Source organism: Lawsonibacter sp. (assembly GCF_022777125.1).
Taxonomy (GTDB): domain Bacteria; phylum Bacillota; class Clostridia; order Oscillospirales; family Oscillospiraceae; genus Lawsonibacter_A; species Lawsonibacter_A hominis.
This window is the reverse complement of the sequence record NZ_JALFGV010000145.1, coordinates 15,254-38,066: the sequence shown is the minus strand read 5'-3', so window position 1 is coordinate 38,066 and position 22,813 is coordinate 15,254. Positions and strand designations below refer to the sequence as shown.

Annotated in this window: 25 protein-coding genes; 21 read left to right on the top strand and 4 right to left on the bottom strand. The window is 63.6% G+C overall.

The genetic code is table 11. From position 1 onward, the window contains the following. Positions 1-22: 22 nt before the first annotated feature. Together MR825_RS11905 and MR825_RS11900 are read right to left on the bottom strand one after the other, a co-directional pair. On the bottom strand, positions 23-1,474 hold the full coding sequence (locus tag MR825_RS11905; protein ID WP_186908582.1) for an aldehyde dehydrogenase family protein: 1,452 nt from the start codon (positions 1,472-1,474) through the stop codon (positions 23-25). Positions 1,475-1,490: 16 nt separating this feature from the next. Further along, entirely contained in the window at positions 1,491-2,780 is a 1,290-nt protein-coding gene (locus MR825_RS11900; RefSeq protein WP_287880885.1) for an MFS transporter, read from the bottom strand. A 115-nt stretch (positions 2,781-2,895) separates the two neighbouring features. Here MR825_RS11900 and MR825_RS11895 point away from each other — a divergent pair, with 115 nt between their 5' ends. The 21 genes from MR825_RS11895 to MR825_RS11795 all read left to right on the top strand — a co-directional run bounded on the left by MR825_RS11895 (position 2,896) and on the right by MR825_RS11795 (position 19,778). Further along, positions 2,896-3,288 (top strand): LysR family transcriptional regulator, encoded by a 393-nt coding sequence (locus tag MR825_RS11895; RefSeq protein WP_287880884.1) that lies wholly within the window; start codon positions 2,896-2,898, stop codon positions 3,286-3,288. Continuing rightward, positions 3,203-3,802 (top strand): LysR family transcriptional regulator substrate-binding protein, encoded by a 600-nt coding sequence (locus MR825_RS11890; protein ID WP_287880882.1) that lies wholly within the window; start codon positions 3,203-3,205, stop codon positions 3,800-3,802. The genes MR825_RS11895 and MR825_RS11890 overlap by 86 nt, the downstream gene beginning before the upstream one ends. A 144-nt stretch (positions 3,803-3,946) precedes the next feature. Next, entirely contained in the window at positions 3,947-4,171 is a 225-nt protein-coding gene (locus tag MR825_RS11885; protein ID WP_186908579.1) for a hypothetical protein, read from the top strand. Between the two features lie 31 nt (positions 4,172-4,202). Continuing rightward, a complete protein-coding gene (locus tag MR825_RS11880) occupies positions 4,203-5,801 on the top strand; it encodes an MBL fold metallo-hydrolase RNA specificity domain-containing protein (protein WP_256176540.1) in 1,599 nt (532 codons plus the stop codon). A gap of 188 nt (positions 5,802-5,989) precedes the next feature. Next, positions 5,990-7,081, top strand: coding sequence for a 1-propanol dehydrogenase PduQ (locus tag MR825_RS11875; RefSeq protein WP_287880880.1), 1,092 nt, complete (start codon positions 5,990-5,992; stop codon positions 7,079-7,081). Positions 7,082-7,188: 107 nt separating this feature from the next. Continuing rightward, on the top strand, positions 7,189-8,610 hold the full coding sequence (gene eutA, locus MR825_RS11870) for an ethanolamine ammonia-lyase reactivating factor EutA (RefSeq protein ID WP_256176539.1): 1,422 nt from the start codon (positions 7,189-7,191) through the stop codon (positions 8,608-8,610). A gap of 35 nt (positions 8,611-8,645) precedes the next feature. Further along, positions 8,646-10,010, top strand: a complete 1,365-nt coding sequence (locus MR825_RS11865; protein WP_186908575.1) for an ethanolamine ammonia-lyase subunit EutB — start codon at positions 8,646-8,648, stop codon at positions 10,008-10,010. Positions 10,011-10,379: 369 nt separating this feature from the next. Continuing rightward, complete coding sequence (gene eutC, locus MR825_RS11860) at positions 10,380-11,264, top strand: ethanolamine ammonia-lyase subunit EutC (protein ID WP_287880878.1); 885 nt, start codon at positions 10,380-10,382, stop codon at positions 11,262-11,264. A 4-nt stretch (positions 11,265-11,268) separates the two neighbouring features. Next, positions 11,269-11,922 (top strand): ethanolamine utilization microcompartment protein EutL, encoded by a 654-nt coding sequence (gene eutL, locus MR825_RS11855; protein WP_186908573.1) that lies wholly within the window; start codon positions 11,269-11,271, stop codon positions 11,920-11,922. A 177-nt stretch (positions 11,923-12,099) separates the two neighbouring features. After that, entirely contained in the window at positions 12,100-13,563 is a 1,464-nt protein-coding gene (locus tag MR825_RS11850; RefSeq protein WP_287880877.1) for an acetaldehyde dehydrogenase (acetylating), read from the top strand. Between the two features lie 368 nt (positions 13,564-13,931). Further along, entirely contained in the window at positions 13,932-14,231 is a 300-nt protein-coding gene (gene eutM / locus MR825_RS11845) for an ethanolamine utilization microcompartment protein EutM (protein WP_186908603.1), read from the top strand. A gap of 3 nt (positions 14,232-14,234) precedes the next feature. Continuing rightward, positions 14,235-14,993, top strand: a complete 759-nt coding sequence (locus MR825_RS11840) for an ATP-binding protein (RefSeq protein WP_256176537.1) — start codon at positions 14,235-14,237, stop codon at positions 14,991-14,993. A gap of 46 nt (positions 14,994-15,039) precedes the next feature. Continuing rightward, complete coding sequence (gene pduL, locus MR825_RS11835) at positions 15,040-15,660, top strand: phosphate propanoyltransferase (protein WP_186908570.1); 621 nt, start codon at positions 15,040-15,042, stop codon at positions 15,658-15,660. 73 nt (positions 15,661-15,733) lie between these two features. Continuing rightward, the gene (locus tag MR825_RS11830; protein WP_287880875.1) at positions 15,734-16,006 is read left to right on the top strand and encodes a hypothetical protein; all 273 of its coding nucleotides are present in this window, start codon (positions 15,734-15,736) and stop codon (positions 16,004-16,006) included. Beyond that, entirely contained in the window at positions 15,981-16,214 is a 234-nt protein-coding gene (locus tag MR825_RS11825; protein ID WP_186908568.1) for a EutN/CcmL family microcompartment protein, read from the top strand. The genes MR825_RS11830 and MR825_RS11825 overlap by 26 nt, the downstream gene beginning before the upstream one ends. A 163-nt stretch (positions 16,215-16,377) precedes the next feature. Next, a complete protein-coding gene (gene eutH / locus MR825_RS11820) occupies positions 16,378-17,472 on the top strand; it encodes an ethanolamine utilization protein EutH (protein WP_186908567.1) in 1,095 nt (364 codons plus the stop codon). Continuing rightward, positions 17,465-17,890 carry a cupin domain-containing protein gene (locus tag MR825_RS11815; RefSeq protein WP_186908566.1) on the top strand — a complete coding sequence of 142 codons (426 nt, stop codon included), beginning with the start codon at positions 17,465-17,467 and terminating at the stop codon, positions 17,888-17,890. Before eutH ends, MR825_RS11815 begins: the two co-directional genes overlap by 8 nt. Positions 17,891-17,914: 24 nt before the next feature. Beyond that, positions 17,915-18,049 (top strand): hypothetical protein, encoded by a 135-nt coding sequence (locus MR825_RS11810; protein ID WP_256176536.1) that lies wholly within the window; start codon positions 17,915-17,917, stop codon positions 18,047-18,049. Positions 18,050-18,058: 9 nt separating this feature from the next. After that, positions 18,059-18,190, top strand: a complete 132-nt coding sequence (locus tag MR825_RS11805; protein ID WP_287880873.1) for a hypothetical protein — start codon at positions 18,059-18,061, stop codon at positions 18,188-18,190. Between the two features lie 152 nt (positions 18,191-18,342). After that, on the top strand, positions 18,343-18,969 hold the full coding sequence (locus MR825_RS11800; protein WP_287880871.1) for a single-stranded DNA-binding protein: 627 nt from the start codon (positions 18,343-18,345) through the stop codon (positions 18,967-18,969). Positions 18,970-19,184: 215 nt separating this feature from the next. After that, positions 19,185-19,778, top strand: a complete 594-nt coding sequence (locus MR825_RS11795; RefSeq protein ID WP_287880870.1) for a polysaccharide deacetylase family protein — start codon at positions 19,185-19,187, stop codon at positions 19,776-19,778. A gap of 203 nt (positions 19,779-19,981) precedes the next feature. Here MR825_RS11795 and MR825_RS11790 read toward each other — a convergent pair whose 3' ends face one another. Beyond that, entirely contained in the window at positions 19,982-20,182 is a 201-nt protein-coding gene (locus MR825_RS11790) for an IreB family regulatory phosphoprotein (RefSeq protein WP_287880868.1), read from the bottom strand. Positions 20,183-20,425: 243 nt separating this feature from the next. Next, a complete protein-coding gene (locus MR825_RS11785; RefSeq protein WP_287880866.1) occupies positions 20,426-22,588 on the bottom strand; it encodes an S-layer homology domain-containing protein in 2,163 nt (720 codons plus the stop codon). Positions 22,589-22,813 lie beyond the last annotated feature (225 nt).

The following is a 22,813-nucleotide window of genomic DNA, read 5'->3' as shown; positions in this document are numbered from 1 at the left end:
AAACGCCGGGGCGGGTTTTGGTTTAAAACAAATAGTGACGGGGCTTTTTTTGCAGTGTGACCCAGCGGACTTCCGTGAATTCCTCGATAGCCATGAAGCCGTTCTTGCCGCTTCCGCTCTCCTTCATGCCGCCCAGGGGGGCGTGGGGCTCGTCGCCCAGGGTGCAGTCGTTGATGTGGCAGCAGCCGGCCTCCAGCCGCTCCGCCATGTCCCAGCCCCGGGCAAGGTCGCCGGTGATGATGCCGGACGAGAGGCCATAGTCCGTGTCGTTGGCAATGCGCAGCGCGTCCCCGGCATCCTTGGCAATGATCACGTTGGCCACGGGCCCAAAGACCTCCTGATGGGCGATTTCCATCTCCTCGGTCATGACCAGCACCGTGGGCTCGTATACCAGGCCGTGGTTCTGCCCGCCGCAGAGGATTTCGGCGCCCTGTGCCCGGGCGGTCTCGATCTGGCGGAGGAGCGTATTCATCTGACTTTGGTTGATCAGAGGGCCGATGATGGTGTCGGGCAGCTTGGGGTCGCCAAACTTCAGGCTTTTGGCCTTGGCGGTGAGTTTTTCCAGGAAGGCGTCGGCAATGGACTGCTCCACCACGATACGCTTGGTGTTCATACACACCTGCCCCTGGTGCATATAGCGGCCGAACGCGGCGGCGTTGACGGCATAGTCCACGTCCGCGTCTCCCAGCACGATCAGGGGACAGTTGCCGCCCAGTTCGGCGCAGAAGCGCTTGAGGTTCTGGGCGCACTGGACATTGAGGGCGCGGCCCACCTGCGTGGAGCCGGTAAAGGTGATGCACCGCACCCGCTTGTCGCTGGTGAGCACATCCCCCACCTCGCCGGAGCGGCCCGGGCCGGTGGTGACCAGGTTGAATACTCCTGCGGGGAAGCCGGCGTCCGCAAAGAGCTGGGCCAGCATGACGCCGCCCACCACGGAAGAGGCCTCGGAGGTCTTGAGGACCACGGTGTTGCCGCAGGCCAGCGGGAAGACCACCGCCCGCAGCGCCAGCAGCAGCGCCGCGTTCCAGGGGGAGATGCACCCCACTACGCCCATGGGCTGGCGCCACATCATCCCGACGCAGTCGGGCGTCTCAGAGGGGAACATCTGCCCGTGGACATTGAGGACCTGGCTGGCGGCTTCCCGCAGGAACTCGGGGGAGTTTTTGGCCTGGAATTTGGCGAAGGGTGTGGCCGCGCCGGTCTCACGGTTCAGCGCGTCCACGAACTGATCCATCCGTTCCTCCAGCAGGTCGGCCGCCCGGTTGAGCAGCTTGCGCTTTTCCACCGGGTTGTAGGCCTTCCACATGGGGAAGGCGGCCTGGGCGGCGTCGATGGCCCGGCGGGTATCCTCGCCGCCGCCGTTGGCCACCCGGGCGAAGACCTCGCCAGTGTAAGGGTCGCAGTCGTCGTAGAATTGGCCGCTCATGGCGTCCACCCACGCGCCGCCGATGTACATTTTCTTGCAGTCGGACATGATGACAATATCTCCTTTATTGTTGGGTTTCGTCCTGCTTGCCCTTGCACTTGCCGGTGACGCACAGCAGCAGCGCCGCGCCGATGACGTCGATGACGATGAACACGCCGTAGGGCAGCGTGTAGTCCCCGCCGGACTTGCCCAGCAGCACGGCCATGATGAGGAAGGCGAACTTCTGCAGCAGGGAGGCGATGGGAGAGACGAGGCTGTTGGCGGCGGTGAAGTCATACTTGCCGTACACGGAGATGACCATGGAGGGCATCAGGTTCAGCAGGCCACCGATGCCCAGGCCCACAAAGACGATGGCGATGTAGGTGAAGATGGGCAGCTTGGCGAAGATGAGCAGCAGCAGGGCGATGATGTAGGAGGCGGAGTAGATCACGCTGGCGGTCTTGGTGCCGATCTTCTGGTCCAGCCAGCCCCAGAAGTAGCTGCCGAACAGGCCCACGACGGCGGCCACGGTGAGCATCATCAGGGCGGCGGGCTGGGAATTGCCCACGCTGATCATGCGGGGCACGAACTGGCTGACAATGCCGACGGTGACCATCCACAGCAGGCCGAAGCCCAGGGCCATGCACCACATGTCCTTGTCCCGGAGCAGCTTGCCCAAGGTAAAGGGACTCTTATAGTGGTGGACGGCTTCCGCCTGAGCCTTGAGATCCACGCCCTCGTCCCGGATGTTGTCGGGATACGCCCCGACATCGTGGGGATAGTTTTTGACCCAGAGAAAGGAGGCCGCGCCGAAGACGATGACCACCACGCCCACGATGGCGCAGGCGTTGGGGATGCCGAATCTGCCGAACAGACCGGAAATAATGGCCACGAAGGTGGCGGTGCAGAAGGGGGCGCCCATGGTGGCCCAGCCCAGGGCGATGCCCTTCTTGCGGGGGAACCAGTTGTTCATCAGGGTGGAAGTCACGATCAGGCCGAAGGCGTTGGCCATGAAGGTGAACAGGGTCAGGCAGACCAGGAACATGGTGGGGGAGCTCACCCGGCCAAAGAGGATGTAGATCAGGCCCGTGACGATCAGGGTGACTGCGGACAAATTACGGGCGCCGGTCTTCATAATAAGGCGGCCGAAAACGATGCCGCCCAGCACGCCGATGATGCCGGCGGGGGTGGCGAAGCCCAGCAGTACGTTGGGGTCCCAGCCGTGCAGGGCGGCAAATGCTTCAGGGTAAACATTCAGGGCGTCCACTGAAAGGCCGGCCCAGAAATAGTAGAGCAGAAACGCATAAAGTATCATGCTCCAGCCCCAGGGGCCAAACTTGCTGTTGGTCAGTTGCTTGTTGGTTGGTTTGCCCATAATAATCCCTCCTGTTATTTGTATTGCTGGCGTAATCATATAAAAAAGAACGCCCGTTGTAAAATGAACTTTTACATGATATCATGCAGTAAATACATAGTACAGGAGGGGGCATATGCTGGAATTCGACGTAAGTCTGCTACAGATCCAGGTATTTCTGGCCGTGGCGGAGCAGCACAGCTTTTCCAAGGCGGCGGAGCAGGTAAATCTGGAGCAGTCCACCGTCAGCCGCCGCATCGGCGTGCTGGAGCGGGAGCTGGGCGTGCGGCTGTTCCGCCGGGAGGAGCGCCCAGTGGGGCTGACCGAGGCGGGGGAGCTGCTCTACAGCCGCTGGCGGCCGCTCCTGGCCGCCTTTGAGCAGTCCGTCCAGGTGCTGGAGCGCTTTCCGGACAACTGGGGCCAGCCGCCTGCGGGTATGCACGGTGGATTCCCTCAATGTGCTCAACGATATGCCGGAGGTGCGCAACGCACTGCTGCGCCGGCAGCCGGAGGCCGACCTGTCCTTTGAATACGCCTCGTTTTCTCAGTGGCGCTCCAAGCTGCTGCGGGACGAGGTGGACGTAGTGCTCACCATCGCGTTCGACGCGGGGGAGGCGGAGACGGAGCTGGAGCAGGAAGAAATCTGCACCTGTCCCAAGCTGGTATGTATGCTGCGCTCCAATCCGCTTGCCCGAAAGGAGCGGGTAACCTATGAGGACCTGCGGGGGCAGCGCTTTGTGGGTATACGGGAGCAGGAGACGCCCCGGTATGCGGCCTACGTGCGGGAGATCTGCCTGCGGCAAGGCGGCTTCACGCCGGATATCGCGGTGTGGACCTCCAACGCGCACGGACTGATCAGCGCGCTGCAGCGGGACGACGAGGTGCTGGTGTGCGACCGGTTCCTGCGGGACTATGCAAACCCGCTGCTGCGGGTTTTCCCCCTGCCGGACACATGGAGCGCTCTGTGCGCCGTCCGGCGGCGGGGAAACGCCAACCCCCTGCTGATGGCTTTTTTGGAGGAACTGCGCCGTTATTACCGCTGAAGGCGCCGGGCCGGCCCGTCCGTTTGGATCCGAAAGCCTGCCGCCGGGGGCACGCGCCCAGCCTGCATCTGCCGTCGCCGGGCGGCGGGGGGGTCCCGCCAGCCGCCTGAGGCGCATAAAATAGGCGCAGAGGTGATTGAGGGCATGGAAAACCGCATTCTGGCCCGCCTGCGCCGGAGTATGGGCGTGGAGCCCTGTGGAGCCGACCCGGCGTGGCTGTTGACGCTGCTGACCCTGCTGCCGGTCAATACCTATACCCTGGAGGAGTGGAACCAAGCGCTGTCCCAGGTGTTCGGGCGGCAGATCTGCTGCCCCTCCTACCGGATGCTGGACAGGTATTTACACCGAGCGGTTTTGGATGTAAAATAAAGTCGAAGCGAAAAAACAAGGAGGTGCTTTGTTGAAACTGACCTTTTTCGGCGCGGCCAGGGCGGTCACCGGCAGCTGCCACTGCGTGGAGTGCGGCGGGAAGAAGATCCTGGTGGACTGCGGCTTGCAGCAGGGCAGGGACGAGCGGGACAACCGCCAGCTGGACTTCAGCGCCGGGTACATCGACGCGGTGGTGGTCACGCACGCGCACATCGACCACTCCGGCCGCATCCCTCTGCTGGTGAAACAGGGATTTCAAGGCAATATCTACTGCACCCGCCTGACCGGGCAGCTTTTGTCCATCATGCTGCGGGATTCGGCCCACATCCAGGAGAGCGACGCCCAGTGGACCAACCAAAAGGGCAGGCGGGCTGGCCGGGAGCCGGTGGAGCCCCTTTACACGGTGGCGGACGCAGAGGAAGCGGTGAAACGCATCGTCACCTGCGAGTACGATTCGGAGATCCAGATCGCCGACGGGGTGAAGGCCCGCTTCGTGGATGCCGGCCATCTGCTGGGTTCGGCCAGCGTGGAGATGTGGCTCACCGAGGGGAGCGAGACGCGGAAGATCGTCTTCTCCGGGGATATCGGAAACCGGGACCAGCCCATCATTCGGGATCCCCAGTACATCCGTCAGGCCGATTATGTGCTCACCGAGAGCACTTACGGCGACCGTCTCCACGATGTGAGCGAGCAGCCGGATTACACCGGCGACCTGGCCGCCATCATTGACGAGACGCTGAGCAAGGGCGGGAACGTGATCATCCCCTCGTTCGCCGTGGGGCGTACCCAGGAGCTGTTGTACTTTATGCGGGAGATGAAAGAGCAGGGAATGGTCAAAAGCGTCCCCAACTTCCAGGTCTATGTGGATTCCCCCCTGGCAGGAGAGGCCACGCGTATTTTTTCCGGCGACCTGCACGGCTATCTGGACGAGCAGGCCATCCAGGCGCTGAAAGGCGGGGCCCTGTTCCAGTTCCCGGGGCTGAACATCACCGAGAGCAGCGAGGAGTCCAAGGCGCTGAACCTGGACAAGTCGCCCAAGGTCATCATCTCGGCCTCCGGCATGTGCGACGCCGGGCGCATCCGCCACCATCTCAAGCACAACCTTTGGCGGGCCGAATGCGCCGTGGTCTTCGTGGGCTACCAGGCCGAGGGCAGCCTGGGCCGGCGGCTGTTGAACGGGGTTTCCTCCGTGAAGCTCTTTGGGGAGGAGATCGCCGTCCGGGCCCGGATCGTCAATTTCCACGGCCTGTCCTCTCACGCCGACCGGGACGGTCTGCTGCAGTGGATCGACCACTATCAGCCCAAGCCGCGCCAGGTCTTTGTGGTCCATGGAGACTGCGAAGTCACCGAGATCTATGCGGATACCCTGCGCCAGCGGGGCCTTCCCGCGCACGCGCCGGACTACGAAGAGGTCTACGATCTGCTGGAAAACCGCGTACTGGCCGCCGGCATCCCGCTGCCGCCCAAGTCCGCCGCCGCGGCCCCTGCGGCATCCCCGGCCTACCGGCGTCTGGAAGACATGGGCGCACAGCTCATGCAGGTCATCGCCCGCAACAAGGGCGGCGCCAACAAGGATCTGGGCAAGTTTGCCGACCAGCTGCGCGCCCTCATCGAGAAGTGGGACCGATAGGGCGGAAGCAGGCCGCATAAGCGTGCTGCAAAGCCGCCCCCCAACCCCAAACGTGCAAAAAACCGCCGGGAACTCCGTGAGTCGGAGTTCCCGGCGGCTTTTTGCAGCTGGTCCAGGCAAGTCATGCTGCATAATCATTTCATTCTCTGCCATACTAACCCCATCAAGGAAGAAGCAGGGGAAACGGCATGGAACGATTTCAACTGAAACCGACAATCTATTTTGGCCCGGACGCGCTGGCGGCGCTGGATGCGCTGGCGGGAAAGCGGGTGATGGTCATCACGGACGCGTTCTTATCCAGCTCCGGACTGCTGGACCGGGTGACCGCCCGCCTGACCGGCTGCACGGTGGAACGGTTCACCGAGGTGGTTCCCGATCCCTCTTTGGCCCTGGTGGCGCGGGGGGCCCGGGCGTTGGCGGACTTCCGGCCGGAGGCGGTGGTGGCCTTCGGCGGCGGCTCGCCCATGGACTGCGCCAAAGCCATGGTGGAGTTCGGGAAAAAGCTGGAGACGGGGCTGGCTCCTCTTTTTTACGCGGTGCCCACCACGGCGGGGACCGGATCGGAGGTGACCTCCTTCGCGGTGCTCACCGATACGGAGCGGGGGGTCAAGTATCCCCTGGTGGACGATGCCCTGCTGCCGGACGCGGCGGTATTGGACGCCTCGCTGCTGGCCGGCGTGCCTCCCGCCGTCACGGCGGACACGGGTATGGATGTGCTCACCCACGCCGCCGAGGCCTACGTGGCGAAACAGGCCAGCCCCTTCTCCGACGCGCTGGCGGAGCAGGCCTTCTCACTGGCCTATGAACACCTGAAGCCGGCTTATGAGACGGCGGGGGAGAGCCGGGCCAAGGAGAACATGCTGCTGGCCTCCTGCATGGCGGGGATGGCGTTCAACGCCGCCGGGCTGGGCCTTTGCCACGGTCTGGCGCACAGCCTGGGCGGGCGCTACCACGTGCCCCATGGGCGGCTCAATGCGCTGCTGCTGCCTCACGTCATCCAGTTCAACGCGGCGGACGCCGGAGCCGCCCGGCGGTATGCCCGGCTGGCCGGGCGCTGCGGCCTGGCCCAGAACCCCCGGGCGCTGGCCGCGGCACTCAACCGGCTGCGCGCCGCCCTGAAGCTGCCCGACCGGCTGAGCGCCTGCGGCGTGGAGGCGGGGCAGCTCCGGGGAGACATGGACGCACTGGCCGAGGCCGCCCTGGCCGACCTTTGTACCCCCACAAACCCCAGAAGCGTCTCGGTGCTGGACGTGAAGGCGATCCTGAAGGAGCTGGTATAGCATGGAGGGGCTGTGTTTCTCGGCAGGCATTGCCGGCGGAGCCCCGCCTCCACCGGGCCGGCGGAGCCTGACCGGGCCTGCGGGGCCGCGGCGGCGGAGGTGCCCGGATGAGTGAGCAGCTTTTATCGGTCGGCATTGATATCGGCACCTCCACCACGCAGCTGGTCATCTCGCGGCTGGTCCTGGAAAACCGGGCCAATCCCTTTTCCGTGCCGCGGGTAGCCATCGCGGAGCGGGAGGTGCTCTACCGCAGCGACATCCACTTTACGCCCCTGAAATCGGAGACCGTGATCGACGCCGACGGGGTACGGCGCATTGTGGAAGAGGAGTACCGGAAGTCCGGCTTTGACAAGCGCCAAATCGGCACCGGCGCGGTCATCATCACCGGGGAGACCGCCCGGAAGGAAAACGCGCGGGAAGTGCTCGGCGCCCTGTCGGCCTTTGCCGGAGACTTCGTCGTGGCCACCGCCGGGCCGGACCTGGAGAGCATCCTGGCCGCCCGGGGCGCGGGCGCGGACGCCTACGCCCGGGAGCACCATACCGATGTGCTCAACTTCGATATCGGGGGCGGCACCTCCAACCTGGCGCTTTACTCCCATGGGGAGCTGGTGCGCACCGGATGCCTGGATGTGGGCGGACGGCTGATCAAGCTGGAGCGGGAGACGGGGCTGGTCACCTATGTCTCCCCGGTGCTGCGGAGGACGGGAGTGTGCCCGCCCCCCGCGGCAGGGGAACGGGCACACCCCGAAGCGCTGGCGCCGGTGGTGGAGTTTTTGACTCAGGCGCTGGAACAGGCGGCGGGACTGCGGCCGGGCCGGGATAAGCTGGACGCCCTTTTGACCGAGGGGACCCGGTGGGAGCCGCCGGACCGGCCGCCGGTGTGCTCCTTCTCCGGTGGGGTGGCCGACTGCATCTACACGCCCCAAGGGGACTGGCGCGCCTATGGCGATATCGGCGTGCTGCTGGGCCGGGCCATCCGGGAGTCGCCCCGGTTCCGCGGGGCACAGCTGCGCGCCGGCACCGAGACCATCCGGGCCACGGTGGTGGGGGCGGGCAGCCACTCCACGGAGCTCTCCGGCTCGACCATCTTCTATCGGAACGCGGTGTTCCCGCTGAAAAACCTGCCCATCCTGAAGCTTACCGAGGCGGAGGAACGGGGATCGGCCCAGGCGCTGGAGCAGGCCATCGGGGCCAAGCTGCGCTGGTTTGCCGATGAGGGCGGCCTGAGCCAGTTGGCCCTGGGCCTGCGGGGAGAGGAAAACCCCGGCTATTCCCGTGTGCGGGAGCTGGCCCAGGGCGTGGCACGGGGGCTGGAGCCCCTGCGGCGGGCGGGGTTTGCAAGCGTGGTCGTGGTAGAGCGGGACATGGCCAAGGTGCTGGGCCAGACCATGGCGCCCCTGCTGGAGGGACCTATTTTGTGCCTGGACGGCGTGGGGGTAGACAACGGCGACTACATCGACATCGGCGCGCCCGTCGCCAATGGAGCTGTATTGCCGGTGATCATTAAGACGTTGGTATTCAACAAGTAGGGCGGGGATGCCCCGCTGCAAGGGAGCGGATTTTTTTGATACTCAAAACAAAGCTGCTGGGCCATGTGTACCAGTTTCAGTCGGTCAAGGACGTCTTGGCCAAGGCGAACGAGGTCAAGTCGGGGGATTCCCTGGCGGGCATCGCCGCCGAGAGCGCCGAAGAACGGGTGGCGGCCAAGGTGGTGGTGGCGAACCTGACCCTGGCCGACCTGCGCAACCATCCCGCCGTCCCCTATGAGGAGGACGAGGTCACCCGTATCATCCAGGACGACGTGAACGAAACGATCTATGACGAAATCAAGAACTGGACGGTGGCCGAGCTGCGGGAGTGGCTGCTGGACGAGCACAACGACTCCGCCGCCATCCGGCGTCTCAGCCGGGGGCTTACCGCCGAGATGATCGCGGCGGCAGCCAAGCTTATGAGCAATATGGACCTGATTTATGCGGCCAGGAAGATCACCGTCACCGCCCACTGCAACACGACCATCGGGGAGCCGGGCACGCTGTCCTGCCGCCTTCAGCCCAACCATCCCACCGACGACCCGGACGGCATCATGGCAAGCCTGCTGGAGGGGCTGACCTACGGCGCGGGGGACGCGGTGCTGGGACTGAATCCGGTAGACGACAGTGTGGAGAGCGTGCGCCGGGTGCTGGACCGCTTCCATGAGATCCGCAACCGCTGGGCCATTCCCACGCAGATCTGCGTACTGGCCCACGTGACCACCCAGATGGAGGCGGTACGCCAGGGGGCGCCCTGCGATCTGATCTTTCAGTCCATCGCCGGCTCCCAGAAGGGAAACGAGGCCTTCGGCCTGGACGGCAAGCTGATCGAGGAGGCACGCCAGCTGGCGCTGCGCCAGGGCAATGCCGAGGGGCCCAATGTGATGTATTTCGAAACCGGGCAGGGCTCGGAGCTCTCCTCCGAGGCCCACCATGGGGCCGACCAGGTGGTTATGGAGGCCCGGTGCTACGGTTTTGCCAAGCGCTTTCAGCCCTATTTGGTCAACACGGTGGTGGGCTTTATCGGCCCGGAGTATCTTTACAACTCCAAGCAGGTCATCCGGGCGGGGCTGGAGGATCACTTCATGGGCAAGCTCACCGGCATCCCCATGGGGTGCGACGCCTGCTATACCAACCACATGAAGGCCGATCAGAGCGACATCGAGGACCTGGCCGTCCTGCTGACCACCGCCGGGTGCAACTATTTTATGGGCATCCCTCACGGGGACGACGTCATGCTCAACTACCAGACCACCGGGTTCCATGAGACGGCGGCCCTGCGGGAAATGTTCGGGCTGACCGCCATCAAGCCCTTCCAGCGCTGGCTGGAGCAGATGGGCTTTGTGGAGGACAACAAGCTCACGGCCCTGGCGGGGGATGCGTCGATTTTACTGGCCTGACGCGGCCGGCGGGAGAGGGCCTCTCCGGCCGGGCGGGCAAAAAAGCGGCGAAGCCGCCCTGTACGGGCCGGGCGGTATATTCTGCGGCGCACGGAAGGCGAATTGCCCCGAAGGGGCAAGCGAGGCAGTGGAAAAAGCGGCTTTGCCGCCGGTTCGAGGAAGCTGCACGAAGCGGTCGGCAAAAATTTCATGGGAAGCGTCCGTTCCGAGGGCGCAGCGTGCGGACATGCGCCAGCGGCGCCTGTATCACGCGGGCCGGGGCGGCCGTGCCGCCCCGGGGGAACCCGATGTCTCCCGGAACGGGCGGATCCTGATTTTATTCCGTCGTCTGCGGACGACAGAACTCTGCGAGGCGAAGGAGCAATCGATATGAACGAAAAAGAGGTACGCGCCCTGGTGGAGCGCATGATCGTGGAGCTGGCGGGCCAGGCGCCCACGCCCCAGGTGAAGGGAGCGGACTACCACCCCATGGAACGGGAGAGCGCCGCCGGAGACGGCTGTCTGGACGACATCTCCGAGATCGATCTGCGGCGGCAGTATCTGGTCAAGGACCCCCGCAACGGCCCGGCGTTTCTGGACCTGAAGCGGAAGACCCCCGCCCGCCTGGGGGTAGGCCGGGCGGGCGCCCGGTACAAGACCATCACCATGCTGCGCATGCGCGCAGACCATGCGGCCGCGCAGGATTCCGTGTTTTCCCACGTGGACGAGGCCTTTGTGGACCAAAACGGCTGGGTGTTTTCCCAGACGCTGTGCGCCGACAAGGACGAATATCTGACCCGCCCCGACTGGGGCCGCCGGTTCGACGAGCAGAATCAGGCCATCATCCAAAAGACCTTTGGACGCAGCCCCAAGGTGGCCCTGGTGGTGGGGGACGGTTTGAGCTCCGCCGCCATTGAGGCCAACGCCGCCGACTGCATGCAGGCCATCCGGGCGGGCCTGGAGGCCTATGGCATTCCGCCCGGGCCGGTGCTCTTTGTCAAGTACTGCCGGGTGGGGGCCTGCGATCACATCGGAGATCTGACGGGGGCGGAGGTGGTGTGCATGCTGGTCGGAGAACGGCCCGGTCTGGTGACGGCGGAATCCATGTCCGCCTACGTGACCTATCAGCCCCACATCGGCATACCCGAGTCCAAGCGCACCGTGGTATCCAACATCCACCGGCAGGGCACCACCGCGGTGGAGGCCGGGGCCCACATTGCGGAATTGATTCACAGGATGCTGGAGAAGAAAGCCTCCGGCATTGATTTGAGGTGATGTTATGACAGGCGACCGGATCCCGGCCAAGGTATTGGCCACCCATACCATTGCAAACGTCAGCGAGACGCTGGCCCAGAAGCTGGGCCTGCCCCAGGAATACCGCTCCATCGGCATCCTTACCGCCGACAGCGACGATGTGACTTACTGCGCCCTGGACGAGGCCACCAAGGCCGCCGCCGTGGAGGTGGTCTACGGCCGCTCCCTCTATGCCGGAGCGGCCAATGCTTCCACCAAGCTGGCGGGAGAGGTCATCGGCATTCTGGCCGGGCCCAACCCGGCGGAGGTCCAGAGCGGGCTGAGATCCTGCGTGGACTTTATGGAGAGCGGCGTGGGCTTTGTCTCCGCCAACGAGGACGACTCCATTGTCTACTTCGCCCATACCGTCTCCCGGACAGGCAGTTATTTGTCCAAAACGGCGGGGGTAAAGGAGGGCGAGGCCCTGGCCTACCTGATCGCGCCCCCGCTGGAGGCGGTGGTGGGCCTGGATGAAGCGCTCAAGGCTTCCGACGTGGAGCTGGTAGCCCTTTTTGAGCCGCCCAGCGAGACCAACTTCGGCGGCGGTCTGCTGACCGGCACCCAGTCCGCCTGCAACGCGGCCGCCGCTGCGTTCGCCGAGGCGGTCAAGGCCGTGGCGGCCCGGCCGCGTGAGGTTTAGACGCGTCGCTTTTCGGCGCAAACGCGACGCGCCGTCCGGGGGAGAGCGCTTCCCTCCGGACGTGCACCTGCGGTGCGCCCCCCTCCGCGCTTTGAGGGGGCCGCCGCGGCTGGCATCGATTCCGCAAATGTCTGCAAAGGCGGCAAGCCGTCTCTGCAAGCCCAAGGAGGGAACGATTTGGACAAGGACCTGCAATCCATTCAGGAGGTGCGGGACCTGCTGGGACAGGCCCGGCAGGCGCAGCGCGCCCTGGAACGCATGACCCAGGAACAGCTGGACAAAATAACGAAGGCCATCTCCGTATCGGCGGCGGAGCAAGCCCGCAGGCTGGCGGAGCTGGCGGTGGAGGAGACCGGCTTCGGTATCCCGGCGGACAAGGAGATCAAAAACCGCTTTGCCGCCCTCACCCTCTACGACGCCATCAAGGACGAGCGCACCCACGGCATCCTGGCCGAGGACCGGGAGAAACGCACCATCGACATCGGCGTACCGGTAGGGATCGTGGCGGGGCTGGTGCCCTCCACCAATCCCACCTCCACCGTCATTTATAAGGCCATGATCTGCCTGAAGGCGGGCAATCCGATCCTCTTTTCCCCGCACCCCAGCGCGGCGGGCTGCATCCTGGAGGCGGTGAACGTGGTGCGCCGGGCGGCGGAGAGCGCCGGCGCGCCGGCGGGAGCCATCGCCTGCATCACAAATCCTACCCTGGAGGCGACCCAGGCGCTGATGCGCCACGACGCGACCCGTCTGATCCTGGCCACCGGAGGCGGGGCCATGGTCAAGGCGGCCTACTCCTCCGGGACGCCAGCCATCGGCGTGGGCGCGGGCAATGGACCGGCCTATATTCACCGCAGCGCCGACGTGAGGCTGGCCGTCAAACGCATCCTGGATTCCAAGACCTTCGATAACGGCACCATCTGCGCCAGCGAGCAGTCCATCGTGGTCACCCGGGAGATGGAGGCGGCGGTGAGCGCCGAGCTGAAGGCCCAGGGGGCCTATCTCCTCTCGGATGAGGAGCACAGCCGGCTTTCCCGGTTCATCCTGCGCTCCAACGGCACCATGAACCCCGCCATCGTAGGCAAATCGGTGGAGACGGTGGCCAAGCTGGCGGGGCTGGACCGGGTGCCGCCCACGGCGCGGGTGCTGGTGGCCCGGGAGCGGGGCGTTGGCCGGGGCTATCCCTATTCCAACGAGAAGCTGGGCCTGATCCTGGCCTACTACGTGGAGAGCGACGAAGAGGCGGTGCTCCGCCGCTGCGTGGAGATCCTGGAGTGGGAGGGCGCGGGGCATACCTTTGCCATCCACGCCCAGGACGAGGACACCGTCAAGCGCTTTGCCCAGGAGGTGCCCGCCAGCCGGGTGCTGGTGAACACCCCGGCGTCCCTGGGCGGCGTGGGCGCCACCACCTGCCTGTTCCCGGCGCTGACCCTGGGATGCGGCGCGGTGGGCGGCTCCTCCAGCTCCAACAACATCGGGCCGCTGGACCTGATCAACATCAAGCGCGTGGCCTGGGGCGTGCGGGAGCTGGAAGATCTGCGGCAGGATCGCGCGCCGTACCAGCCGGGACGGCCGGAACAGGCTGTGGCCATGCCCGGCCTGGAGGAGCTGGTCCAGCAGATCCTGAGGAGGCTGAACGTATGAGCGAGGTCAACGCCGACGGCGTGCTGCTCAACCCCCATGAGGCCATTCTTCAGCAGGTACAGGCCCTGTCCAACACCCTGATGGCCGAAACGCCCCAGGGGATGGAGGACGACCAGGAGCATACCGTCTTCGCCGGAAACGGCGAGGCGGCCGGGACGGTGGGCGGCGCGCCACATATCCCGCCCGAGACCGCCGCTCCGCCGGGCAGGCGCCGGGGGGCGGGGAGCGGCAGCTACGCCGCCGCCCGTCCGGACGCAGCAGGCCCAAAGACGGCGCGGCCCCGGAGCGCCAAAAAGGAGAGCCAAAGCGCCGCCCTTCCCAAGGAAGCGGCGGATGAAAAAAACAGGAATCACAGGAGGAACGAACGTATGGCAAACACGAATGCGCTGGGCATGGTGGAGACAAAGGGACTGGTGGGGGCCATCGAGGCCGCCGACGCCATGGTGAAGGCCGCCAACGTCCAGCTGGTGGGAAAGGAACAGGTGGGCGGCGGCCTGGTGACCGTTATGGTACGGGGCGACGTGGGGGCCGTCAAGGCCGCCACCGACGCGGGCGCCGCAGCCGCTGAGAAGGTTGGCGAGCTCATCTCCGTGCACGTCATCCCGCGGCCCCATGCCGAGGTGGATCACATCCTGCCCCATACCAAGGGCGAATCCGACGGACAGTAAGCCATGGCCCTGCTGACCGAAGAGGATGTGCGCCGCATGTCGGACAACGGCGCACGCGGGCCGGTGGTGGTCAATCGGGACCAGGTGCTCACACCCGGGGCGAAAGACTACCTGCGGGAGCACCGGGTGGAGGTCGTCTACCCCCAGGGAAGGCCCGAGGGCGCAGCAAAGCCGGGCTCCGGCGGCGCGGAAGCCCCGTCTGCGCCCCGATATCAGACGCTGTTCGGCGCGGCGCTGACCGAAAAGCCGGAGCATATGACCCATCTCAAGGGCAATCTCCTGGTCTTTAAGGACCACCCCCGCATCGCCTTCCGGGGCTGGATCGACGCGTTGGAGGCGGAGATCACCCTGGCCCAGCAGGCGGCCGCGGGGGAGGGCTGCCCCGCGCTGGCGGAGGAGCTGGAGGAGGTACTGGGGTTCGTACGGCGCTATATCCGCTTCGACGTGCTGGACGAGCCGGTCGGGAGCATCCGGCTGTGCGGCTATACGCCGGAGCAGCTGCGGGAGTATTCCCATTACCCGGAAAAGCACTTCGGCCAGCCCCATTTTATGATCCGCTACACCGACGGGCCCGCCCTTTTGGCCCTCAACAAACTGCGTACCGTGGTGCGGCAGACCGAGCTGGCCGCCTATGCCGCGTTCCGGGACCCGGATGGGAACGTGACGCGCAGCGACATGATCCTGGGCCTGAACCGGCTGTCCTCACTGATGTGGATCATGATGATCAAGTGGAAGGCCGGGCAATACCGGCGCCAATCCTGATGCGCGGCGCGCTGGGGCGCCGCGCCGTACAAGGCGGTGGACCAACATGACAACCAATGTACTTGCGATCGAACGCCTGGCGGAGGAGATCGTATCCCGGCTGACCATCGAGATCGAGGCCAGCGGACGGCATATCCACTTGTCACGGGGCGATCTGGAGGCCCTGTTCGGCGCGGGCTATCAGCTCAACCGGGTCAAGGATCTCTCTCAGCCGGGGCAGTACGCCTGCGCCGAGCGCTTGACCCTGGAGGGCCCCAAGGGAAAACTGGAGCGTGTGGTGATACTCGGGCCGGAACGGAGCGAGAGTCAGGCGGAGATCTCCCTGACCGACGCGGTGGCCCTGGGGATCACGCCCCCGGTGCGTCTCTCCGGGGATATCCAGGGTACTCCGGGCCTCACCGTGCGCCATGGGGAGCGGGTGATCCGCCTGGAGCGGGGCCTGATCGTGGCCAAGCGCCATATCCACATGACGCCTGAGGACGCCGGCCGTCTCGGCGTGGCGGACGGTCAGAACGTCCGGTTCCGGTGCTTCACCAACCGGCCTCTGGTCTTCGAACAGATGGAAGTGCGGGTGTCCCCCAAGTTTTCCACGGTGGTGCATATCGACTACGACGAGGCCAACGCCTGCGGCTTCCAGAAGGGCGACAGGGGGATGATTTTGCCGTGAGACGCGTTCCGACCGCCGCGGTGCCGGCCGCTCCCGCTTCCGCCGCCCCGGGCGGCCGGGGGATGAGGCTGCCGTGACGCTGGAGCAGAGAGGGGAGCGGTTGGTCATCACCAGCCTGCCCATCCAGGACATGGCCCTTCTGTCCCTGGGCATCCCGCTGGACGAGCCGGCGCGGCAGATCCTGGGCGCGCTGCTGCGGGGGGAGCGGGTGGCGGTACTGGCCGAAGCGATGGAGTACAGGCAGTACAAGCGTACCGCCCCTATGGGCATCTACCAGAAATTCGTGGGCATGGAGCGCCAGATGAGGGAGATGGGCATCGGTGTTATTAGGACAAGTGGCGGGTAAGGTATGGGCCACCAAGAAATCCCCCGCCCTGACGGGACAGGCCCTGCTGACCGTAGCGGTGGACGGGGCGCTGCTGGTATGCGCGGACTGCGTGGGCGCGGGAGAGGGGGAGCGGGTCCTGGTGGCCACCGGGGGCGCGGCACGGGTGGCGGCGGGAGCGCATATCCCCATCGACGCCGCCATTGTGGGCATCATCGATGGGCCGTAGGGCAGAACGGAACCGTCCGTGCGCCCGCCGGTCCGGCAAACGGTCCCGCCCTGCCGCGCCGGTTTTTGCCCGGGCCGCCGGGATTGCCGCAGAAAACGGGTCTGTCTGAGCGGCGCCTTCGGGAAGCGCTTTTATGCCAAGCTATAAGAAAGGGGACATGTAAATGTCCGTCAATGAGATCATTGTATACCTGATGGTGGTCTTCATGGCCCTGGGCGCCATAGACCGTATCATCGGCAACCGCTTCGGGCTGGGGGAGAAGTTCGAGGAGGGCATCCTGGCCATGGGCTCCCTGGCCCTGTCCATGGTGGGTATCATCTGCCTGGCCCCGGTGCTGGCCCGTCTGCTGAGCCCTGTGGTGGTCCCGTTTTATCAGTTCTTGGGCGCGGACCCGGCCATGTTCGCGGGAACCATTCTGGCCAATGATATGGGCGGTGCGCCCCTGGCCCAGGAGCTGGCCCTCACCAAGCAGGCCGGACAGTTCGGCGGGCTGATCGTAGGCTCTATGCTGGGGCCCACCATCGTGTTCACCATCCCCGTGGGGCTGGGCATCATCCGCGCGGAGGACCGCAGGTATCTGGCTACCGGCGTGCTGGCGGGCGTGGTGGCCGTCCCGGTGGGCAGCTTTGTGGGCGGCCTGGTGGCGGGCTTCCCGGTGGGGATGGTGCTGCGCAACCTGATCCCCATCGTTCTCTTCGCGGCGCTCATCGCCCTGGGCCTCTGGCTGATCCCCAATGGAATGGTCAAGGGCTTTCAGGTTTTCGGCAAGATCATCGTCATCATCATCACCATCGGGCTGGCCGCCGCCATCATCCAGAAGCTCACCCCCCTCACCATTATCCCGGGCATGAACCCCATCGAAGAGGGCGTCGCCATCGTGGGCGATATCGCAGTGGTGCTGGCGGGCGCGTTTCCCCTGGTCTTCGTCATCACCAAGGTGTTTCAGAAGCCTCTGCTCAAGCTGGGGCGGCTGCTGGGTATGAACGATGTGGCGGCCGCCGGAATGGTGGCGACCCTGGCCAACAACATCCCCATGTTCGGTATGATGGCCGATATGGACAAGCGGGGCAAGGTCATCAATGTGGCCTTCGCCGTGTCCGCGGCTTTTGTCTTCGGAGACCATTTGGGCTTTACCGCCGGGTTTGATTCCACCATGATCTTTCCCATGATCGTGGGCAAGCTGGTGGGCGGCGTCGGCGGTGTGATCGTGGCCATGCTCCTCACAGGCAAGGACGGCCGGGAGGAACGGAATGGATAAAAATGCATTGGAGGCGCTGGTGCGCCAGGTGCTGCTGGAAAAGCTGGGCGGGGGCGCCCACGGCGTGCGTGCCGTCCGGGTACCCGACCTGCCGGTCTCTGAGGAGCATCGCATGGACACGGGAGACCCCCGCCACCGGGTCTATACCCGGGATCTGTTTTCCCTCCAGGAGAGCCCGCGCCTGGGGGCGGGCATCATGGAGATGACCGACACCACGTTCCCCTGGACCCTGCGCTACGACGAGATGGACTACGTGATCAGCGGAAGGCTGGACGTGCTCATCGGCGGAGAACGCGTCAGCGCCGGTCCGGGCGAGGTGATCTATATCCCCAAGGACAGCTCCATCCAGTTTTCCGTCACGGGCCATGCCCGATTCCTGTACTTCGTCTACCCCGCCAACTGGCAGGAACAGGCGTAGCACAGCACAGAAAGGAAGCGCCCTATGCCAAAGGACAGCCAGCCCGACAACAAGACGGCACGAAGAAAGAAGTGCAACGGGCAGACCCCGCTGACCCGGGAGAACCAGAACCAGAATCCCAATGCAAAGAAGCAGTCGCTCCCCAATAACGATGTGTGAGGTGCCCCTATGGCAAAGCAAGGCATGAAGCGTCCCGAGCGCACCCATGAAAAGCCCCGGAACGAAGCGCCCCCCGTGCCGGAGCTCCAGGGCAGGCCCAAAACCGCCAAGGAAAAGGCCAAGCCCGTCACCGAGCGGTAAGCGTACGCACCGGGCGCCGCCCCCGTCACCCGCGTGAGACGCCGGGGATGGGGGCGGTTTTGTGCCGGGGAGGGCCCGGAGCGCGGCATAGCCGCGGACATGCCCGCATATACATGCCACAGTGAACAAAAAAGCAATGCACAGGAGCGTGGATGGATATGCAAACTGGCTGGAATGAGAACCGGGCGCTGCTGCGGGGCGTGGCGGCGGCGGCGCCCACCCTTTCCCATGAGAATCACGGCGTGGCTTACGAGACCTTTCCGCTTTCGGTGCTGCGGCTCTCCGGCTCGGAGGACCGGGTAAACGTCATTGCGGCCCGGCCGCTGCTGGAGCAATGTTCCGTGGCGGCCGGCACACCGCTGGAGGTGGAGGGGGAAGTGCGCTCCTTCAACAACAAGAGCGGCCGGGGCAGCCGCCTGGTCATCACTCTGTATGCCCGCTCCCTGCGGAAGGGCGGGGGGGAGCCGGCCAACGATCTGGTGCTGGCGGGGACGCTGTGCAAGCCGCCGGTCTTCCGCCGTACCCCGCTGGGACGGGAGATCTGCGATTTGATGCTGGCGGTCAACCGCCGCTACGGCCGGGCGGACTATCTGCCCTGCATCGCCTGGGGCGGGCTGGCCCAGCGCTGCGCCGGGTTGGAGGTGGGGGACGGGGTGCGCCTTGCCGGACGGCTGCAGAGCCGCTCCTACACCAAGGTGGAGGACGGCGTCAGTCAGCAGCGGGTGGCCTACGAGGTGTCCGTGATGAAGCTGGAGCCGGTGGAGCTGGGGGGTACATAGCCGGTAATCCCTGCCGGAGGGTTCCGCGGACTTGCATGTCCGACCTGTTTCCGTTACAAGGAAGGAATCGGAGCACAGGAGGGAAACGATCATGAGACATGCGGGAAGAAGCATCCTGCTGGCCCTGGCGCTGTCCCGCCTTTCTGCCGCCGCATTCTTCTGAACCGGCCTTGTCTTTCATAAGATGGAGCAAACGAAGTTTAGGAGGTCCAGCTATGAAAGTGTTTCTGCTCCAGCGAAAGCGCCTGACCGCCCTGGCCTGCGCCCTGGCGGCGGCGGCCATGTTCTATGTGGTCAATTATCCTGCGGCGGTCAGCGCCTATGCCACCGACCGGCAACTGCCCATCTACTGCGTCCAGCGGGATCAGAAGATGCTCTCCATCTCCTTTGACGCAGCCTGGGGCAATGAGGATACCCAGCAGCTTATCGACATCCTGGGCAAGTATAACGTCAAGGCAACGTTTTTTGTGGTAGGCTCGTGGGTGGATAAATACCCCGAATCGGTCAAGGCGCTCCATGATGCCGGGCACGAGGTGATGAACCACTCCAACGATCACGCCCATATGTCGCAGCTCTCCAAAGAGGAGATCATTGCCGATGTGGAGGCCTGCAACGACAAGATCGAGGCGGTGACCGGCGTGCGTCCCACCCTGATCCGGCCGCCTTATGGAGAGTATGACAATAACGTGATCACTGCGATCCGCTCCATCGGCATGGAGCCCATACAGTGGGATGTGGATGTATCCCAAACAGCTTCAAGCGCTTGGTACACAACCGTTTGCTGGAAGATTTCCGCAGGGCAGATTTGAATTATGCCTTCCGCTCATCTTCGACCGTCCCTATCATTTGCCTGCTAAATACCGTTAAAAGATGTTTCCCTGGCCTTTCATAGAGGTCAAGTAGAATAAGTTTCGTAAAAATAGAAAGAGAAATGCCTTGGCATTGCTTACTACGATATGTAGCCAGTGGAGCATATGCAAACCCTCGCTGTCGTCGATATGAACATTGGATTTTATTTGAGCAGCTTCTCAGTATAATGCTGCACCTTCTCACGGCTGAATTGCTTTATTATATTTCTCGCGTCGCCTGTGCGGGTGATAAAGGACTCATTGCCGGTTTTGAGATATCCATACAGTTGGGCGTATGGATCATACCCAGCGGCCTGAATGGATGCGACGATGTGTGCGAATATGCTTTCAATCGGTGTATCCATTTACACATCCTAACCCTCCCTCTATTCTGATAAAATCATACCATATGATTGCTTTAGAATCCAGACCGTGCAGAGAATGCCACATAAAAATAATGGCTGCCGACGGGGATCCTCTAAACAGGTATGGTAGCGGAAAAAGAAATGGTGTAACCCCGACTCTCGGAGTTACACCGTTTTCTTGATGGAACGCTATCTTTCCCTTTCAAGCAGAATCATTCGCGTTGGCCATACAGGATTTATGTATCAATGAGCCATCAGATTATAGAGCATCGTGGCGGCCTGTGCGCGTGTTGCGTTGGCAAGGGGCTGGAAGTATCCACCGGGCTCTCCAGCAACCATCCCAAGCCCCTGGGCCAGCGCCGCATAGCCGAGATCCGCTGCGGGAATGCTGCCCTGGTCGGCAAACTTCGTATGGAAGATGCCGTTCAGCCGTGCAACCGGGCCATATCCCATGGCGTCCAGAATCATCCGCACCGTGTCAATCCGGCTGAGGATGGCGGTATCCTTGCGCGCGGCCCTCTGAAGCAAGCCCATCTCATAGGCAACTTCATACAGCCGGTCGGCGGCCCCTTCCTGACCTGCGTCGTACAGGTATCCTTCGGTGCTGGCCAGCAGCGCGATCAGATCCAACTGGGTCAGCGCGCGGTTGGGTTCAAATTTCCCGCCGGTATAGCCCACGCGGTACTTTGCCAGAGCCTCAACCTTCGATTTCGCCCAGTGGTCGGCAAGGTCGCTGTATGAAATGCCATCATCCTCGCCTGCCCAACTGTGCTCTACCGGTTTCCCGGTCTTGGCGTCAATCCCCGCAAAAGAAGTTTCCCGCTCCAGTTGATAGCCCAGCACTAGCTTATAGAGGTATCCGATCCCATAGTCCTTCAGTGGCGCGTATTCCGGCTTGGAATAGTCCACGGCGGTGGGAACCGACACATACTGGAGATCGACCGTATAGGTATTGAGCCATGCATCCAGCGCTTGCTCTGCGGTAATGATGCCCGCTTCCGTATCAAAGGTCACAGCGTCATCAAACCGTTTCTCGTAGTAGCTGATGGAGCCGTCGGTGGCGTCTACCCCCACCTGGATACTGTTGGCTGGGAAGAAATAGCCGTTAGCCTTTTGCGCAAAGGTAAAGGTGTGGGAAATCTGCCATTCCTGCTCCATGGCATCCAAGCTGTCATACAGCCCGGTCTTGGCGAATTGCGCGCCGCATTGTTTGTCCAAAAATGCCTTGGCAGTTTTTGCGGCGGCATCCGCATTCACAGAGCGGGTAACCGCCTCATCCGGCATCCACGCGGAGCTGCTGACCCGAAGAAGCTGGCCGGTCTTGGCATCCATGACGACGGTACGGCGCCAAGAGACGCCATTTACCTGCCGGCCATAGCACAGGGTCGCTGTGACGGCATCGTCATCATCGTTTTCTCTTGGAACGGTGTAGTTTGCGGCGGAGAGGGTATAGGCTTTCAGCCCGAGTTCCGTGATGGCGCGCGCCTTGGCGTCCAGCTCATCGCGCGTCAGCGCGCCCTCCAGCAACGCCGCGCCGCTTTGCTCGGCGTCTGTCAGCCCCGCCTCTGGGGCGGCATCTTCTGTGGTAGCATTATCGCTGCCGGCGGAAGCCCTCGGCTCGCCTTTGGTCACATCCTGCTCCAACTCCGTCAGATTCACCAGCTTGCCGGTGGCGGCGTCCACATAGTAGTCGTCGCCGTATTCCGGCAGATACCGCAGGACAGCCTTTGTGCCGTCCTCCTGCTCGAGAACATATTCCAGCCGCAGCGCCAGCGTTTCGCGCAGCGCTTTGCCAGCCTGGTCGGGCAGGATCTTTGGCGTGGCGGAGGGGATGCCGCCAATGACTGCCCCATTCAGATCGTCACGGTAGAAAGACATAATCTTGTTGTCCTTGCACCGGACGGAAATGTTGTACGTGAGCCCTGCGGAGAGGCCGTTTATAAGGACTTCGCCCCGGAACCGGTAGCTTGTGGTGTTCAGCCCATCCGTTCCGCGGTCCTCGATCACGAGGCTTTCGTTTGCAGTCAGAACCTTGTCCATAAAGTCCATGGCCGCGCCGCGGGCGGCATCCCTGCTGCCGGCGGGAAAACTCGGGGCAAAAGCGCCGGAACGGGGTTCCCCATGATTTTCGTAGACATGGTAGCTGAGGATTTTGCCATCTTCGGTGGCAGAAATGGAGAGGTTTCCGGCAGAACCGTTCCACTCCAGCTCCCAGGTGGGCGCCAGAATCTCCTCGCGCAGGTTCCCGTAGAATTCCGTGTAGGGGGTCGTATCCAGGCCAAGCGTCCTTTTGACCTGGGCCGTTACGGTGGACAACCGCTCATTCGCCGACTGTGCAGCAGCGGGAACGACCAGCGAACAGGCCATAACGAAGGCCAATGCCAGAGATAACAGTTTGCGTTTCATGCCGATACCTCCTAATAAAATCTGATATTGTACTCATGGGTATACTATTATATTAGTAGACGAAAAATATAGGGAAATGTTCCATACCAAATAGGAAAAAATACATCCGGGTTGAATGCCAAACTAACTTCGGGTTTGGCTTTTTCTCGCAAAAATTGCAAGACTAACTTCCGGTTTGCCACATTTGCCGTCATAGGGAACCGGAAAAATCCGCATTTTCAGCGG